This window comes from Jeotgalibacillus sp. ET6 (assembly GCF_029667115.1).
In the GTDB taxonomy this organism is placed as follows: domain Bacteria; phylum Bacillota; class Bacilli; order Bacillales; family Jeotgalibacillaceae; genus Jeotgalibacillus.
Window position 1 is genome coordinate 552923 of the sequence record NZ_JARUIU010000002.1, and the last position, 16305, is coordinate 569227.

General features: G+C 43.5%; 15 protein-coding genes and 1 tRNA gene. 15 read left to right on the forward strand and 1 reads right to left on the reverse strand.

The window, feature by feature from the left end; genetic code table 11:
- Positions 1-27 precede the first annotated feature (27 nt).
- From hisB to P6709_RS07930, 12 genes are all read left to right on the forward strand, one after another.
- Complete coding sequence (hisB, locus tag P6709_RS07875) at positions 28-618, forward strand: imidazoleglycerol-phosphate dehydratase HisB (protein WP_278240348.1); 591 nt, start codon at positions 28-30, stop codon at positions 616-618.
- Positions 619-1257 carry an imidazole glycerol phosphate synthase subunit HisH gene (gene hisH, locus P6709_RS07880; RefSeq protein WP_278240349.1) on the forward strand — a complete coding sequence of 213 codons (639 nt, stop codon included), beginning with the start codon at positions 619-621 and terminating at the stop codon, positions 1255-1257. It abuts the gene before it with no gap.
- The gene (gene hisA / locus P6709_RS07885; RefSeq protein WP_278240350.1) at positions 1254-1982 is read left to right on the forward strand and encodes a 1-(5-phosphoribosyl)-5-[(5-phosphoribosylamino)methylideneamino]imidazole-4-carboxamide isomerase; all 729 of its coding nucleotides are present in this window, start codon (positions 1254-1256) and stop codon (positions 1980-1982) included. Before hisH ends, hisA begins: the two co-directional genes overlap by 4 nt.
- A complete protein-coding gene (gene hisF, locus P6709_RS07890; RefSeq protein ID WP_278240351.1) occupies positions 1982-2740 on the forward strand; it encodes an imidazole glycerol phosphate synthase subunit HisF in 759 nt (252 codons plus the stop codon). Before hisA ends, hisF begins: the two co-directional genes overlap by 1 nt.
- Complete coding sequence (gene hisIE / locus P6709_RS07895) at positions 2737-3381, forward strand: bifunctional phosphoribosyl-AMP cyclohydrolase/phosphoribosyl-ATP diphosphatase HisIE (protein ID WP_278240352.1); 645 nt, start codon at positions 2737-2739, stop codon at positions 3379-3381. The genes hisF and hisIE overlap by 4 nt, the downstream gene beginning before the upstream one ends.
- Before the next feature lie 251 nt (positions 3382-3632).
- On the forward strand, positions 3633-5093 hold the full coding sequence (locus P6709_RS07900; RefSeq protein ID WP_278240353.1) for a tetratricopeptide repeat protein: 1461 nt from the start codon (positions 3633-3635) through the stop codon (positions 5091-5093).
- Positions 5094-5183: 90 nt separating this feature from the next.
- Positions 5184-6134, forward strand: coding sequence for a thioredoxin-disulfide reductase (gene trxB, locus P6709_RS07905; protein WP_278240354.1), 951 nt, complete (start codon positions 5184-5186; stop codon positions 6132-6134).
- A gap of 277 nt (positions 6135-6411) precedes the next feature.
- Positions 6412-6870: an NUDIX hydrolase gene (locus tag P6709_RS07910; protein ID WP_278240355.1), complete on the forward strand. Its 459-nt coding sequence runs from the start codon at positions 6412-6414 to the stop codon at positions 6868-6870.
- Positions 6871-6888: 18 nt separating this feature from the next.
- Positions 6889-7776, forward strand: coding sequence for an RNase adapter RapZ (gene rapZ / locus P6709_RS07915; protein WP_278240356.1), 888 nt, complete (start codon positions 6889-6891; stop codon positions 7774-7776).
- Positions 7773-8750 carry a gluconeogenesis factor YvcK family protein gene (locus P6709_RS07920; RefSeq protein ID WP_278240357.1) on the forward strand — a complete coding sequence of 326 codons (978 nt, stop codon included), beginning with the start codon at positions 7773-7775 and terminating at the stop codon, positions 8748-8750. The genes rapZ and P6709_RS07920 overlap by 4 nt, the downstream gene beginning before the upstream one ends.
- 130 nt (positions 8751-8880) lie before the next feature.
- Positions 8881-9828 (forward strand): DNA-binding protein WhiA, encoded by a 948-nt coding sequence (gene whiA / locus P6709_RS07925; RefSeq protein WP_278240358.1) that lies wholly within the window; start codon positions 8881-8883, stop codon positions 9826-9828.
- An 83-nt stretch (positions 9829-9911) separates the two neighbouring features.
- Positions 9912-10169, forward strand: a complete 258-nt coding sequence (locus P6709_RS07930; protein ID WP_278240359.1) for an HPr family phosphocarrier protein — start codon at positions 9912-9914, stop codon at positions 10167-10169.
- 445 nt (positions 10170-10614) lie between these two features.
- Here the strand turns inward: P6709_RS07930 and clpP are convergent, their stop codons facing one another.
- Positions 10615-11217, reverse strand: coding sequence for an ATP-dependent Clp endopeptidase proteolytic subunit ClpP (gene clpP / locus P6709_RS07935; RefSeq protein WP_278240360.1), 603 nt, complete (start codon positions 11215-11217; stop codon positions 10615-10617).
- A gap of 276 nt (positions 11218-11493) precedes the next feature.
- Here clpP and P6709_RS07940 point away from each other — a divergent pair.
- From P6709_RS07940 to P6709_RS07950, 3 genes are all read left to right on the forward strand, one after another.
- Positions 11494-11565, forward strand: a tRNA-Arg gene (locus tag P6709_RS07940).
- Between the two features lie 503 nt (positions 11566-12068).
- The gene (locus P6709_RS07945; RefSeq protein ID WP_278240361.1) at positions 12069-15197 is read left to right on the forward strand and encodes a cell wall-binding repeat-containing protein; all 3129 of its coding nucleotides are present in this window, start codon (positions 12069-12071) and stop codon (positions 15195-15197) included.
- Between the two features lie 236 nt (positions 15198-15433).
- Positions 15434-16258, forward strand: coding sequence for a uroporphyrinogen-III synthase (locus P6709_RS07950; protein WP_278240362.1), 825 nt, complete (start codon positions 15434-15436; stop codon positions 16256-16258).
- Positions 16259-16305: the final 47 nt, after the last annotated feature.

Genomic DNA, 16305 nt, shown 5'->3' on the forward strand with positions numbered 1-16305 from the left:
GAAGCATATGTTTAGGAGGACCAGACAATGAATAATAGACAAGCTTCCTTTCACCGTAAAACAAACGAAACGAATATCAATCTCTCGTTTTCGATCGATGGAGAGGGTAAGTCGGAAATCAAAACAGCTGTGCCGTTCATGACGCATATGCTGGACTTATTTACAAAGCACGGACAATTTGATGTTTCCATTGATGCAAAAGGGGATACGGAAATTGATGATCATCATACAACGGAAGATATCGGAATTGTGCTGGGACAGGCGCTTTTGGAGTCTTTAGGTGATAAAAAAGGCATTAAGCGCTACGGCAATGCATTTGTTCCGATGGATGAGGCGCTCGCTCAGGTGACGGTGGATTTAAGCAATCGTCCCCATCTTGAAATGAGAGCTGATTTTCCAACTGACCGTGTGGGAACCTTCGATGTCGAGCTTGTTCATGAGTTCCTATGGAAGCTTGCGCTTGAAGCGAGAATGAACTTGCATGTAAATGTGCATTACGGCCACAATACGCACCATATGATTGAAGCCGTATTTAAAGCGTTAGGACGGGCTCTTGATGAGGCAACGACCATTGATCCGCGCATGAAAGGTGTGCCGTCAACGAAAGGGATGTTGTAAATGATCGGAATTGTCGATTATGGAATGGGTAATTTATTCAGTGTTTCAAAAGCTCTTGAACGTATGGAGGTTCCTTATTTAATCAGTGACAATAAAGAACAGCTGGCTCACGCAGAGGCGCTGATTCTTCCAGGCGTTGGTGCTTTTCGGGATGCTATGAAGCTATTAAATGAAACCGGCCTCGCTTCTTTTATTACTGAACAGGTCCAGAAAGGCAAGCCGATTCTTGGTATATGCCTCGGCATGCAGCTGCTGTTTGAAGAAAGTGAAGAAAACGGGCTGCATCAGGGACTTGGCTTATTAAAGGGAAGAGCGGTTCATTTTAGCGGCAAGGATCAGGATGGTTCCTCTTATAAGGTGCCTCATATGGGGTGGAATAAATTGAATTTTCATCAGCAGTCGCCATTAACTGAAGCGCTGACAGAGGATCATGTGTATTTTGTTCACTCGTATTATATTGCACAACACGATCAGGATACATTAGTTGCTTCAGCGGATTATTTTGGTGAAGTACCCGCTGTGGTGGGAAAAGGCCGTGTATTCGGCATGCAGTTTCACCCTGAAAAAAGCGGGGACTTAGGGATCAAGCTGCTTCGGAATTATACACGCTATGTAAAAATGACGGAGGTGCTCAAATGAGTTTCACAATTTATCCGGCTATAGATATGAGAGGCGGGAAATGTGTCCGGCTGACTCAAGGGGATTACAATCAGGAGACGGTTTATGGAGATTCTCCATTTGATATGGCAAAGCAATTTGTAGATGAAGGCGCTGAATGGATTCATATGGTGGATCTTGATGGAGCCAAAGACGGCAAAAGAATTAACGATGAGCATGTCCTTCGTGTCGTAAACGAATTGCCAGCAAAGGTTCAGGTGGGCGGTGGAATCCGTACGGAAGAAGATGTGGTTCACTATTTGGATCAGGGAGTGGACCGCGTCATCATCGGCAGCCTTGCTGTAACCAATAAAGAGCTTGTAAAGGAGTGGCTTGGCAAGTATGGCAGCCGCATCGCGATTGGACTGGACGCAAAAGATGGTTATGTGGCAACGCACGGCTGGATTGAAACCTCAGCTCTGCGTGCAGTGGACCTTGGGCAGGAGCTCGCGGAGGCTGGGGCCAAAACCTTTATTTTCACTGATATTGCAACCGACGGCATGTTAAGCGGCCCTAATGTAGACGCGGTTATTGAACTCGCTGAGGCAACCGGAGCCCAGATTATAGCTTCAGGCGGTGTCAGTTCTCTTGAGGATCTACGTATTCTTCAGGCAGTATCAGGAAGCGGCGTGGCTGGAGCAATAGTCGGCAAAGCCATTTACACCAATAAATTTACCGTGAAAGAAGCAGTTGAGGAGGTTTCTTAATGCTTGCAAAACGGATTATTCCCTGTCTGGATGTAAAAGAGGGCAGGGTTGTAAAGGGCATTCAATTCCTTGAGCTTCGTGACGCAGGGGACCCTGTTGAACTCGCTCGCGCTTACGATGAGCAGGGAGCAGACGAGCTCGTGTTTCTCGACATTTCGGCATCTCATGAAGGCCGGGAAACCATGGTGGATGTTGTGCAGGACGTAGCATCCGAGCTTGCCATCCCATTTACAGTGGGCGGCGGAATTAAAACACTTGAAGATATGAAAAGGCTGCTTCGTGCAGGGGCGGATAAAGTGTCCTTAAATACTTCTGCTCTGTTGGATCCTCATTTAATTAAAGCGGGAGCCGATTATTTTGGCTCTCAGTGTATTGTGGTAGCGATTGATGCGAAGTGGGATGAAACAATTGGTACGTGGCGCGTCTATACTCACGGAGGCAGAAACCCGCTCGATAAAGAGGCTGTAGCCTGGGCAAAAGAAGCAGTTGACCTTGGAGCGGGAGAAATCCTGCTGACAAGTATGGACAGCGACGGCGAGAAAAAAGGCTTTAATCTTGCGTTGACTAAAGCGGTAAGCGAGGCTGTCTCCGTTCCGGTGATTGCGAGCGGAGGCGCCGGGGAAGCGAAGGATTTTACAGAAGTATTTAGAGATGGAAAAGCCGATGCCGCACTTGCCGCTTCTATTTTTCATTATAAAGAAACGAGCATCGCAGAAGTAAAAGCGCATTTAAAAGAAGAGGGAGTGAATGTACGATGAGTTTAGATATAACGCGCATTCGCTTTGACCAGAACGGCTTAGTGCCGGCTGTGGTTCAACACGCTGAAACCGGCGACGTGCTGACAGTTGCGTATATGAATGAAGAATCCTTGAAAAAAACACTGGAGACAAAAGAAACATGGTTTTGGAGCCGATCACGCGAGGAGCTTTGGCATAAAGGGGAAACAAGCGGCAACACGCAGCAAATCGCTGAGATCAAACTGGATTGTGATCAGGATTCTCTTGTTGTGCGAGTGCTGCCTAAAGGTCCTGCCTGCCATACGGGCGCTCAAACCTGCTTTGAAGAAACGGTTTATCAAAATGAAGACCTTCAGTTGAATGAAGACTCAGCGGGTATGCTTACCAAGCTTGAACGTTTAATCGCTGAACGGGATGAAGAGCGGCCGGAAGGAGCTTATACCACTTATCTGTTTGAAGAAGGTGTGGATAAAATCCTTAAAAAAGTTGGAGAAGAAGCCTCTGAAGTGATTATTGCGGCCAAAAACCGTGATGCAGAAGAGTTAAAGTGGGAAACGGCGGACCTTCTTTACCACACGATGGTGCTGCTCCGTGAGCAGAAGCTGCCATTTAAAGAGGTGCTGAACGTCCTGGAAGAGCGGCATAATAAACCGAAAAAATAATTTTTAAAAAAGTGATCCTCTAGCAAGCCCGGGGATCACTTTTTTAAAATTCTTAAATGTAAAATATGCTGAGCGCCAAAACAGGAACAGATGGAGTAATTGATCATATTCTAATGAAGAAGTTTTAGTTTGTTGTTGGAAATTTTACCCTTGCCATCATAATTCTTTTTTCATGAATCAGCTTAATTTCAACAGGTAAATCAGAAAATATGCTATCATTGGTTGGTTACTACAATGTACGGAGGCTATACATGAAAAAAGGATCGAAAAAAACGGAAAGAATGGGAAAAGTGTATCCGTTTAATCCAACTGGAGAAAGCTATTACAGAAGAGGTATGGCCATGTATCAACGCGGCCAATTAGATAAAGCGCTGAAATATATACTGCGTGCGCATGAATTAGAACCGGCAGAACCAATGATTTTAGTCCAGGCTGCAATTATCGAGACAGAAATCGGCGAGTTTGCAAGCTCGAATGACAGGCTGCGGCACGTTCTGAACAAATTGGATCCCTCAATGTCAGAGATTCATTATTTTATGGCCAATAACTTTGCACATCTTGGACTTTTTCAGGAGGCCTATAAGCATGCGACTGCCTACCTGGATCTGAATGAAGACGGTGAATTTGCTGAAGATGCAGAGGATTTGCTTGAACTCATGTCCCTTGAAGAGGAAGAGGAAGAGTGGGATGAGGATTTAGATCAGGACGAACTGATTATGCATCAGGAGCAAGCAGGGAAATTACTTGCTGAAGGAAAATTTAAAGAAGCCATTGAACTTCTTGAGGAAGTCATTGAGCGGTTCCCTGATTACTGGTCTGCCTATAATAATTTAGCTCTGGCTTATTTTTATTTTGGCGAAACCGAGCAGGCGACGGCTTTGCTGACAGAGGTGCTGAACCGGAATCCCGGCAATCTGCATGCCCTTTGCAACCTGGCTGTTTTTTATCATTATCAGGAAAGAGTCGATGAATTAGATCAGTTGATGGATGCGCTTGAGTCTGTCCGGCCGTTTTTATACGAGCATCGGTTTAAACTGGGAGCTACTTTTGCGCTTGTGGGACGGCACGAAAAAGCATATGGCTGGCTGAAGAGCCTTGTTAAAAGAGGATTTGAAGGAGACGCAGGTTTTTATTTCTGGCTCTCTCATTCCGCATGGCACTCCGGTCACAAAAAAGTGGCAGAAGACGCATGGAAGCGCGTGCTTGATGAGCAGCCCGAAAAACAGGGGCATGAGCCATGGAACACGAAGCCTGAGGATGACGCACTTTCCGAAGAGATGTATCCGGAGGAAAGATTGTTCTCTTTATTCAAAGCATCAATGGCAGGCTCATCCTTAGCAGATGAAGTACCGCCCGCTTACTTTACGAGCGTGGAAGAAGAATATTTTAATTTGCTGCGTAACCATGGTGACCGAATGGATCAAAGTCCAATTCACCGGGCGCATGAGGTTGCCCTGCTGCTGAATCGTTCATTTGATGCAGCGTTGGAAGAAAACAAAGGGCTTTATTATATGTGGTTTCACATTGTCTTTTTTGCATCTGAGGAGCAGTACGGGTTTAAAAACATCCCAGCTCTCACCGCTGCAGTCGAATATTCCTGGAAAAAAGTAAGAGCTCACCGCGTTTCGCAAAAAGAAGTCGCTCAAAAACACGGAGTATCTACAGCAACGATGCGTAAATACATTAACGATATACAAAATTTTCTGCCGTAAGCAGATTAGTGGACGCCTGCTTCCTCTTACATTACGATAAATGTGGATGAAGTGGAAACCACTTAGGAGTACGAAAAGGAGTGTATTTTCATGACAGAAGAAAAAATTTATGATGTAGTGATTATTGGAGCCGGTCCGGCCGGTATGACTGCAGCAGTATATACATCACGGGGAAATCTCTCCACTTTGATGCTTGAACGCGGTGTGCCGGGCGGACAAATGGCAAACACAGAAGATGTTGAAAACTACCCTGGTTTTGATCATATCCTCGGTCCGGATCTTTCAAATAAAATGTTTGATCACGCAAAAAAATTCGGAGCAGAATACGCGTACGGTGATGTAAAAGAAATCATCGACGGCAAAGAATTTAAAACGATTAAAGCAGGATCTAAAGAATATAAAGCCCGCTCCATTATTCTATCTACCGGTGCAGAATATAAAAAACTTGGAGTGCCGGGTGAAAAAGAACTTGGCGGCCGCGGCGTTTCTTACTGTGCTGTATGTGATGGAGCGTTCTTCAAAGGAAGAGACCTTGTCGTTGTAGGCGGGGGAGACTCTGCAGTAGAAGAAGGAATCTACCTTACCCGCTTTGCAAATAAAGTAACGATTGTGCATCGCCGGGATAAGCTTCGCGCTCAGCAAATCCTTCAGCAGCGCGCTTTTGATAATGATAAAATTGAATTTATCTGGAATCACACAGTCAAGGAAATTAACGAGGAAAATGGAAAAGTAGGATCCGTTACGCTGATGTCAACAGAAGATGGCTCAGAGAGTCCTTTTGCAGCAGATGGAGCGTTCATTTATATCGGGATGGTCCCGCTTACGAAGCCGTTTGAATCGTTAAAAATTCTTAACGACGAAGGATACATTGAAACTGACAGCACGATGCAGACAAATGTACCCGGAATTTTTGCAGCGGGCGACGTACGTGACAAAACACTTCGTCAAATTGTAACTGCAACCGGTGACGGAAGCATTGCAGCACAAGCTGTTCAGCATTATGTAGAAGAATTAAAAGAATCGTTAAAAGTCGCACAATAAAAAATCTGTCTATACAAAAACTTTATGGAAACGTTACTTCACTGTAACAGCAGTGCAATACTTTAGGGGTATAGTAGAACCATAAGTAATTGACCCCCTTTTAGTTATAGATTACTTTTGGCACGGACCTCGTTGTCCGTGCCCTTTTTTTGTATACCGGGTACAATGGCATTTGCAAAAATCAGCTTTCAAAGTAAACGCGGGGTCCTCCCTAATTGTTCAGGGAGTTAAAAGCATGTATAATAAAATGAATGAGCAAAATTAAGCAGGTGATAAAATGCAGCGAATTACAAATTGTGTTTATATAAAAGACGGGCAGGCGCTGCTGCTTCAAAAGCCCCGCAGAAACTGGTGGGTTGCACCAGGCGGCAAGATGGAAGCAGGAGAATCAGTACGCGACGCCTGTATACGGGAATACCGGGAAGAGACCGGTATTTATGTTAAAAATCCCGATATTAAAGGAATTTTTACATTTATTATTAAAGAAGGCAGCGAAGTCGTTTCAGAGTGGATGATGTTTACGTTTTTAGCTACTGAGGGAGATGGAGTCATTATGGATGAATCACCGGAAGGCATTCTTCAATGGCAGCCGGTAGAAGCGATTCAAACTCTCGATATGGCTGAAGGCGACCGTCATATTCTCGAATATGTAGCACACGGTCAGGGTGTTATTTATGGAACGTTTACGTATACGAAGGATTTTAAGCTTCTTTCCTATCGTTTAGATCCTAATTAAGAAAAAGGGGGAGTCCTCATGTCAGCTGTCAATGATGTTGAACTGGTCATTATAACAGGAATGTCCGGTGCGGGAAAAACAGTCGCCGTACAAAGCTTTGAAGATCTCGGTTTTTTCTGCGTAGATAACCTTCCTCCTACATTGATGCCAAAGTTTTTAGAGCTTATGAAGGAATCGAACAATAAAATGAATCGTGTGGCGCTTGTGATGGATTTAAGAGGCAGGGAATTTTTTGATTCACTGTTTAAAGCGCTGGATCAGTTTCACGAATCCGATTACGTCACCCCGCGAATTCTTTATCTGGATGCCGATGACGATGCACTTGTCAGACGCTACAAGGAAACTCGGCGTTCCCATCCTCTTGCGCCGCTTGGTCTGCCGCTCGAAGGAATTGAGCAGGAGCGGCTTTTGCTTCAGGATTTAAAAGGGCGTGCTCAAACAATCTACAACACGTCCACACTAAAACCAAGAGAACTGCGGGAAAAAATACTCGCAGAATTCTCAGCGAATAAACAGTCGCTTTTCACTGTGAACGTTATGTCTTTCGGCTTTAAATATGGAATTCCGATCGATGCGGATCTCGTATTTGATGTGCGGTTTCTTCCCAACCCGCACTATATTGACCACATGAGGCTGCAGACAGGTCTTGATGAGGAAGTGTCAACATACGTCATGAAATGGACCGAGACACAGAAGTTTTTAGAAAAAACGCTGGACCTTTTAACCTTTATGCTTCCGCATTATAAACGTGAAGGAAAAAGCCAGCTTGTTGTAGCGATTGGCTGCACTGGCGGACAGCATCGTTCTGTCGCTCTGACTGAGGAAATTGCCCGTTCCTTTGCCAAAGATTATCATACACGAATTACCCACCGTGATATTGAAAAACGCAAGAGGAAAACAAGTTGACACCAAAGCATTCCGAGCAGGGAAAAGTTGTTGTAATAGGAGGGGGCACAGGGTTATCTGTGCTTCTCCGGGGCTTAAAAAACCAGCCTCTTGACTTAACAGCCATTGTGACAGTAGCGGATGACGGCGGGAGCTCAGGGCGAATTCGGGAAGATTTAAACATACCGCCTCCGGGTGATATTCGAAATGTACTGGCAGCGTTATCTGATGTAGAGCCGCTGGTTGAAGAAATGTTTCAATACCGTTTTGCGAGCCAGAATGAATTAAGCGGACACGCCTTAGGAAATCTCATTATTGCCGCAATGACCTCCATTACAGGAGATTTTGCCCATGGCATACAGGAAATGAGCAAGGTATTAAATGTTCGGGGTCAGGTGCTGCCTTCTGCTAATCAAAGCATTCTTCTTTCAGCAGAGATGGAGGATGGTTCCGTCATCAAGGGTGAATCAAAAATTCCCTTCTCAGGAAAAAAAATCAGCCGGGTCTTTCTTTCGCCTGAACACGTGAAAGCGCTGCCTCAGGCAGTGGAAGCGATTCAGGAAGCGGATATGATCGTGATTGGACCGGGATCGTTATACACAAGCATCCTTCCCAATCTGCTCGTGAAAAATATAGGTAAAGCAATCCTTGCCTCTAAAGCGCCAAAGGTTTATATCTGCAATTTAATGACGCAGGCCGGTGAAACGCTCAACTATACAGCCGGAGATCATATTAAGGCTCTTTATGAACATATGGGAGAGCACTTTTTGGATTATGTCCTGGTAAACAACGAAGAAATTCCGATGGAAGTAAAATCCCTTTATGATAAAGAAATGGCAGAACCCGTACAATTTGATGTAGATCGCCTTCAAGGTCTCGGTCTGAAGGCAGTTTATGATAAAATTATTACACACCATAATGGACTCATCCGACACGACACAGAACGGGTAGCATCCATCATTGCTAAGCTGCTCCATGAAAATCGAGATTCCTAATAATTGGTAAGATATTACGAGTAAGAAATCAGACCAGTTGAACAGCCGTTAATTTGTTTGTGACATCTGTGATCGATCAGTTAAAGAGACGGTGGTTTTCAATGATCTGAAGAAAGGCTGGTGAATGAGTATGTCATTTGCATCAGAAACTAAAAAAGAGCTGACTCAGATCGAAGCAGCCGATTGCTGCGCAAAAGCAGAGCTCTCTGCTCTTATCCGCATGAACGGATCGCTTTCTTTCTCCAATCGGCTGCTGGTGGTTAATATCCAAACAGAAAACGCAGCAATTGCCAGAAGAATTTATACATTAATTAAAAAAAATTACGCTATACAAGTCGAGCTTCTTGTTCGTAAGAAAATGAGGCTGAAAAAGAATAACGTTTATATAGTAAGAGTGGTAGAACAGGCACAGCAAATTTTAAAAGATCTTAATATCCTGGAAGAGGGCTTTTCCATTAATCACGAAATCTCTCCTTCCATTCTGGGGAAAAAATGTTGTCAGCGAGCTTATTTACGCGGTGCGTTTCTCGCAGGCGGGTCTGTAAATAACCCTGAAACGTCCTCTTATCATCTGGAGATTTTCACCCTGTATGAAGAGCACAATGATTCAGTTAGTCAGTTGATGAATACATTTGGGCTGAACAGCAAAACGATTGAGCGCAAAAAAGGCTTTATCACGTATTTAAAAGAAGCAGAAAAAATCACGGAATTTTTCAGTTTAATCGGTGCGCACCAGGCACTTCTCCGCTTTGAAGATGTTCGGATTGTCCGGGATATGCGCAATTCTGTTAACCGACTGGTGAACTGTGAAACAGCTAACCTGAATAAAACGATCGGAGCCTCCCTGCGTCAGGTAGAGAACATCCGATTTATTGAAAAGCACGCAGGGTTAAGCATCCTGCCGGACAAGCTTCGGGAAATAGCTGAATTAAGAGTGGCTTATCAGGATGTAACATTAAAGGAACTGGGTGAAATGGTTTCGGGTGGAAATATCAGCAAGTCAGGCATTAATCATCGATTGCGGAAGATTGATCAAATCGCAGAAAAGCTCCGTAAAGGAGAAATGGTAGAAAATTAAGGTTGAACAAGCTGATTTGTGGTATAGACAAGAATACAAATCAAGCTTTCATCTGTAATATGACCACATGAGGGGGATGTTAAATGAAGCAACAGGACGTAACAGTTAAATTAAAGTCCGGTTTGCAGGCTAGGCCGGCAGCACTTTTTGTACAGGAAGCCACACGTTATAAAGCAGACGTATTTATTGAGAAAGATGGAAAAAAGGTTAATGCAAAAAGCATCATGGGACTGATGAGCTTAGCATTAGGACCGGGTACCACCTTTACGCTGATGACAGAGGGATTGGATGAAGAAGAAGCTCTGCAATCGCTTGCATCATACGTGGAAGAAACTAAATAGCTTGTCGCAACGTCCCTGCTGAATTTTTGCGGGGGTTTTTTATTTGCCCAAAATATATAAATCCACAGCATTTCGCACATTTTAAAGATAGGATAAAAACCGCCAGGTCCTGACAAGTGTAAAAAGACTGAAACAGGGAAAAGACATAGTGCAATCTTCATACGTTCCATATGTTAAAAGCAGAAGGAGTTTTAGTATTAATAAGAAAAGAGTGGTACTCAGCCTGTCCTTTGCTGCATTGTTGGGGCTGTTCGCCATAATCCTAAGCCTGATTAATGGACAGTTTGAAAGAAATTTTTTTATCGGCAGTATACTAACAGGAGCAATTATTGGTTTCTGGCTGCTGCCGAGCATTGTGAAATTTAATAAGAACAAAGCGTGATCCGCAGTTTAAATGTAAAAAGAAGACCCGCCAATGAAATGGACGGGTCTTCTTTTAATGGTCTTATAATTTTGTTTCTGTAATATCGTTTCGTTCCATGATTTGATCGATCAGGCCATAATCCTTCGCACGGCCGGCTGTCATGAAGTTATCACGCTCTGTATCGCGCTGAATGGTTTCAAAGTCCTGGCCAGTGCGGTCTGCAAGTATTTGATTCAGCTTGTCGCGAAGGAAAAGAATCCGTTTCGCTGCAATATCAATTTCAGTTGCCTGACCTTGTGCACCGCCCAGTGGCTGATGAATCATAACTTCAGCATTTGGCAGAGCGTAGCGGTGGCCTTTTTCACCGGCAGCAAGAAGAAATGCTCCCATTGAAGCAGCCATACCAATACAGATGGTCTGAACTTTTGGCTTAATAAACTGCATCGTATCGTAGATTGCCATTCCGGCTGTAATGCTTCCGCCCGGAGAGTTGATGTAAAGGTAGATATCTTTTTCAGGATTGTCTGCTTCCAGGAAAAGAAGCTGTGAAACGATTGAATTGGCTACATTGTCGTCAATGCCGCTTCCGAGCATAATGATTCTGTCTTTTAGCAGGCGCGAATAAATATCATACGCACGCTCGCCGCGATTTGTTTGTTCAATAACTGTTGGAATTAAATTCATCCGAAATGCCTCCTTTGATTCTCTTCATATGAGATATGTATTGTCATCATACATCTAAGGTCAGGAAAGGTCAAATCATATGATTGATTTTCCTGCTTACGGTATTACTACCATCATACCCATTCAACTATACGTTTAACAAGTTTGAGGCATTACCAAGAGGATTCGACATTTACTATTGCATATCCTCTAATTGTCTATTATAATAATCAAGTGTCCTTAAAGAACACATATGAAATATATATTTATTATTGAAATGGATTCACTTTTGATTTTGCCCTCGTGGTGTAATGGATAACACGTAAGATTCCGGTTCTTGAGATAGGGGTTCGATTCCCTTCGAGGGCATACACACCTATATGTACGTAAGCAGACAGTCCTGCACATGATTGAACGTTGATTTTCGTCGTTCAGGTGTGCAGGACTGTTTTTTTTTAGAAGTGATTCTTCAAGAAAGTTTTAAAGCAAAATCATAAACTTTTCATGCTTACTCCAATTAATTTCTCCTATGTCCTCTGCTGCCAACAAACTTTCATCAGACTTATAACAAAAGCAAATTGCCGATGAACATCTTCTCGAAAGGTTTCGTTCACTAAGGGCAGACCAAGTTCAAAAAACAACTGATCAACGTTTTAAACTCTTCTTCCCGTTTTTTTACAAACAGTGAATCAGTTTGATTAACTGAGCTAAATGCTGTACACCTAATAAACCAGTGTACAAAAGCTTCCATCTTTTATTTCCATATTTATCAATTTTTTTATTTTACACAACCTTAACGCAACAGGCACAGCCCTTTAATTTTTGTAATCTACCATTATATCTGTAATACAAATATAGGAGGGTATGCAGAGATGTTTAAAAGGTTATTTTCCATAGGGTTCGTCATGGTGTTGTTATTGTCCAGCGTTTTTCAGGGGACGGTTGCAAAAGCAGAAAGCAGCTTAGAAAATGATGGCAAATTCAAGATTGCGATTATCCCCGATACTCAAGTCTATTCAAATCATTTTCCGGAGATTTATAATTCTCAGATGGACTGGCTGGCGAATCATTACCAGGAGGAAGACATTCAATTTGCGATGCATGTTGGAGACCTGGTTGATGGAAATGAAATTCGTCAGTGGGAGAATGCCGATCGTTCAATGAACATTCTTGACGATGCTAATGTTCCATATGGTGTCACGATTGGAAACCATGACATGGGTGGAAATGGAGCCAATTATGTTGATTACTTTGGCAAAAGTCGAATGGAAAACAAACCAGGCTACCTGGCACACTCTGAAGATGAACTAAACTCAGCCTATACTTTTTCAGCAGAAGGAAGAGAATTTCTCGTTTTGTTTTTAAATATTGATGCAACAGATGAAGATTTGGCATGGGGGCAAAGTGTACTGGATGCTCATCAGGATAAACCAGCTATCATGATCACCCATACACTTATTAAGCCTGACGGATCACAGGACAGTGTTCCATACGTGAGGAAAACGGACGGAAATTCACCTCAAGCCATTTTTGATGAGTTTATTGCAGAAAACAATCAAATTTTTATGACTGTGAATGGTCATGATCATGGCGCATTTAATATAACCCGTTCAAATAACGATGGCTTGGAGGTTAATCAATATTTAGTAGATTATCAAGGAGGGACAAAGGGCGGAAACGGTTACTTAAGAATGATCGAATTCGATTTCAATAACGATTTACTTTCTCATGTTACATATTCCCCTTATGTCGATGATTACATGACAGACCGCTACAATGAATTTAAAGAAGGATTTGAATTTGAACGCAGGTTTAACAATGAAAGCAGCACTTTCTCGCCAGGAGAAATTATCACACCTATCGTCGGGGGCTTTTCGTCATTTGAAGAGCGCTGGGGGGAACGGCTGCCTTCCCAATTAACAGATGGGTCAGGAATAAATGGATATGAAAGTCAGACTGAAGTAGATCAAAATTCGATCCATAACAGCAGCACTTTTAAAAGCGCGAAGGACACCATGTGGAATTCTCAGTACCTGGGAGTCAGCCAGAATGGAAATTTAGAAGGTGATAAGACAAATGTGAAGCCGATTGAAGAACGGGAAGAATATTTGATTTTTGACCTTGGGCAGCGTGTCAATATTCAAAATGCGCTGATCTGGCAATTCGGAGAAGGCTCTTTGGATCAGGAGCTTGAAAAAATGGGGGCAAAAGGAATCGACGTATACGTTTCTTCTGATATGACGATTTCAGATGCGGAATTCACTAAATTAACCTCAATCGAACTGGAAAAGCATGAATCTGGGCAGCCTTTAGCAGCTCAAATCAAAGAAATTAATGCAGCTAATGCAAAATTCATTAAATTTGTTTTTACCTCTAATCATGGCGATATCCGCTCTGTAGGATTGAGTGAAGTGAGGTTCAGTGTGGCTGGCGAAGAGTTGGTACAGCAGCCATTGGATATTCAGCCGGAAGTTCCTGTTGAGTCGGATGACCAAGTTGCAGGCACTGGTGAAGAATTTACGATTGCCAAAACTGATTCTGCTACTCCAGATGGATGGGGACACTATATCGGTCAATCGATCACTCCATATCAGCAGGGAATAGAAGGCACAGGAACCATTGACGAAAATGCAGAGTATGCCTTGTTAAAAGAATTCACTGTGTTTATTTTTAACACGGACCGGATTCCTGAATATCTGGATGCCTATCGCCCTAGTGAAGCACCAGGCGACTCTGATACACTTCGTGAAAAAAAATACGAGTTTACAACGGGCAGCAGCGAAACTTATTCCTATGACTCTCTGCCATTAAGCAGAGCGCATTATTCAGAGGAAAAATCAGAGCCTTATCAAATTAATAATAACAGGACCGGCATGAAAGCAACCTATGTATTTGAAGAGCCGGTGAAAGTAAAAATGGATGAAGAAGTAATGATGGTTTTCAATAAGTCTACTGGACTAAGATACTGGCAGTCCTCTCATTATGACGGAGGAAGTTCTTTATGGACTAATGGGGCCAGTGAATCTGGAAACTACCGTTTGCTTCCTTTTAAAACAGATATTGATTTTATTGCCACTCTAGAAAATGCTGAAGTAATAGAAGAAGGATCGGAAGAAGAAAAAGACCGTTTGAAAGGCGCTAATCGTTATGAAACAGCGGCAGCTATTTCTGCAGAAGGCTGGAAGCACGGAGCTGATACCGTTGTACTCGCAAGGGGAGATGCTTTCCCGGATGCGTTGGTGGGCACACCGCTTGCAAAAAGTCTGGATGCTCCAATTCTCCTGACGAAAACGAACAAAATAGGGGAAGAAACACTGGCTGAGATTGAACGGCTGGGTGCTTCAAAAGCAGTGCTATTAGGTGGAGAAGGAGCGGTTTCTGCAGCCGTTAAAGAAGCTCTTGTAAAGAAAGGGCTGACTGTAGAACGGATTTCCGGAAAAACCAGATATGAGACAGCTGTCAAAGTAGCCCAAAAAATGAACGCAAAAACCTCAAGAGCATTTGTGGCAGACGGCAGTGATTTTGCCGATGCATTGTCGATATCATCTTATGCAGCTGAGAATGGGTATCCGATTTTATTAACACGTCAGAGTTCCCTCTCTGAAGAAACATACAATGAAGTTAAAAAATATAAAGAGGCAATCGTTATTGGGGGCCGAGGAGCTGTTTCAGGCAAGGTATTTGGACAGCTTCCTAACAAGCTGAAAACGAGAATTGGCGGAGACAACCGCTATGACACGGCAGCTCATATCACAGATTACTTCCAGTTAGATTCTGATCGTCTGGCAGTGGCAGCTGGTTATGATTTTGCAGATGCACTGACTGGCTCGGCTTATGCAGTCAAGACTGACAGCCTGCTAGTTCTGACAAGAAAGGACAGCCTGCCTTCAGAAACAGCTTCCATCATTCAGGACAGAGAGTTTAAAAGGTCTGTTATTTTAGGAGGAAGCGGAGCGGTATCGGACGAAGTGAAGGCAGAGGTGGAAGGTCTAATCAAGTAAAAAATAGGAACTAACAATCTTCATGAATATTATTTTAGTGCACCCCGGTAGGCAGGATAAAACTGACCTCTGGGGTGCTTTCTTTTGTAAAAAAGCTTCGGGTTTATCAGCTTAAGCCGGGTATATGTCTAATGATCAATTATCAGCTTATATTTCGGTCTGTCTTCATTCTCACATCAAGCTGTAAATCATGTTAAGATTAATCAAAGCAATCAGATCGGATTGGAGTGATGGCAATGGCAAAAGGACTTGAAGGCAAAACGATCGTCATCGGCGGATCGAGAAAGATAGAAGAGATTAGTGCATTGATCCAAAAACAGGGTGGACAACCGGTCAGCCGGCCTCTCCAGGGAACGGTGTTTTTAGCAGAGAAAGAAGTGGAGCCCTCTGTTGCCCGGTTTATTGAGGACGGCGCAGACTGGATTATTTTCACAACAGGCATCGGCACGGAAACGCTGCTGCGAATAGCGGGTAACATGGGTAAAGAGGAGGAATTTTTACGCAGACTCAAAGAGGCAAAAATTGCTTCCCGCGGCTATAAAACACTAAACGTTTTAAAAAGAACCGGGCTTGAGCCTCTGGCTGTTGACGAAGACGGCTCTACGCAAGGGCTGATTCGTTCGCTTGCAGAGGTGGATTTTGACCGGAAGCAGGTGGTGATTCAGCTTCACGGAGAATCTGCACCAAGCCTGATTGCATTTCTTGAAAACAAAGGTGCAGAGGTTGAGACGATTCTGCCGTATCAGCATATTCCACCCGATGAAGAAACCGTCGGAACGCTATGCAGTGAACTGCTTAGCGGTGAGGCAGATGCAGTATGCTTTACCACACAAATTCAGGTAAGGTCGCTTTTTGATTATGCGAGAAAAAAGGATCTGACTGACCGGATTCTTCAGGTATTTGAAAAGCAGGCACTTGCCGTTTCAGTTGGAAAAGTAACGTCAGAAGCCTTGAGAGACGAAGGCGTAATCCGGTATATAGCCCCGGAGCGGGAACGGATGGGTGCTATGATCGTAGAACTTGCAAAGCATTTTGAAAAAGAATCCGCTTCTCGTTTATAAAGATGTTGTTCCCTGGTGATTTGCCCTTACGCAGGATCAATCCGCAG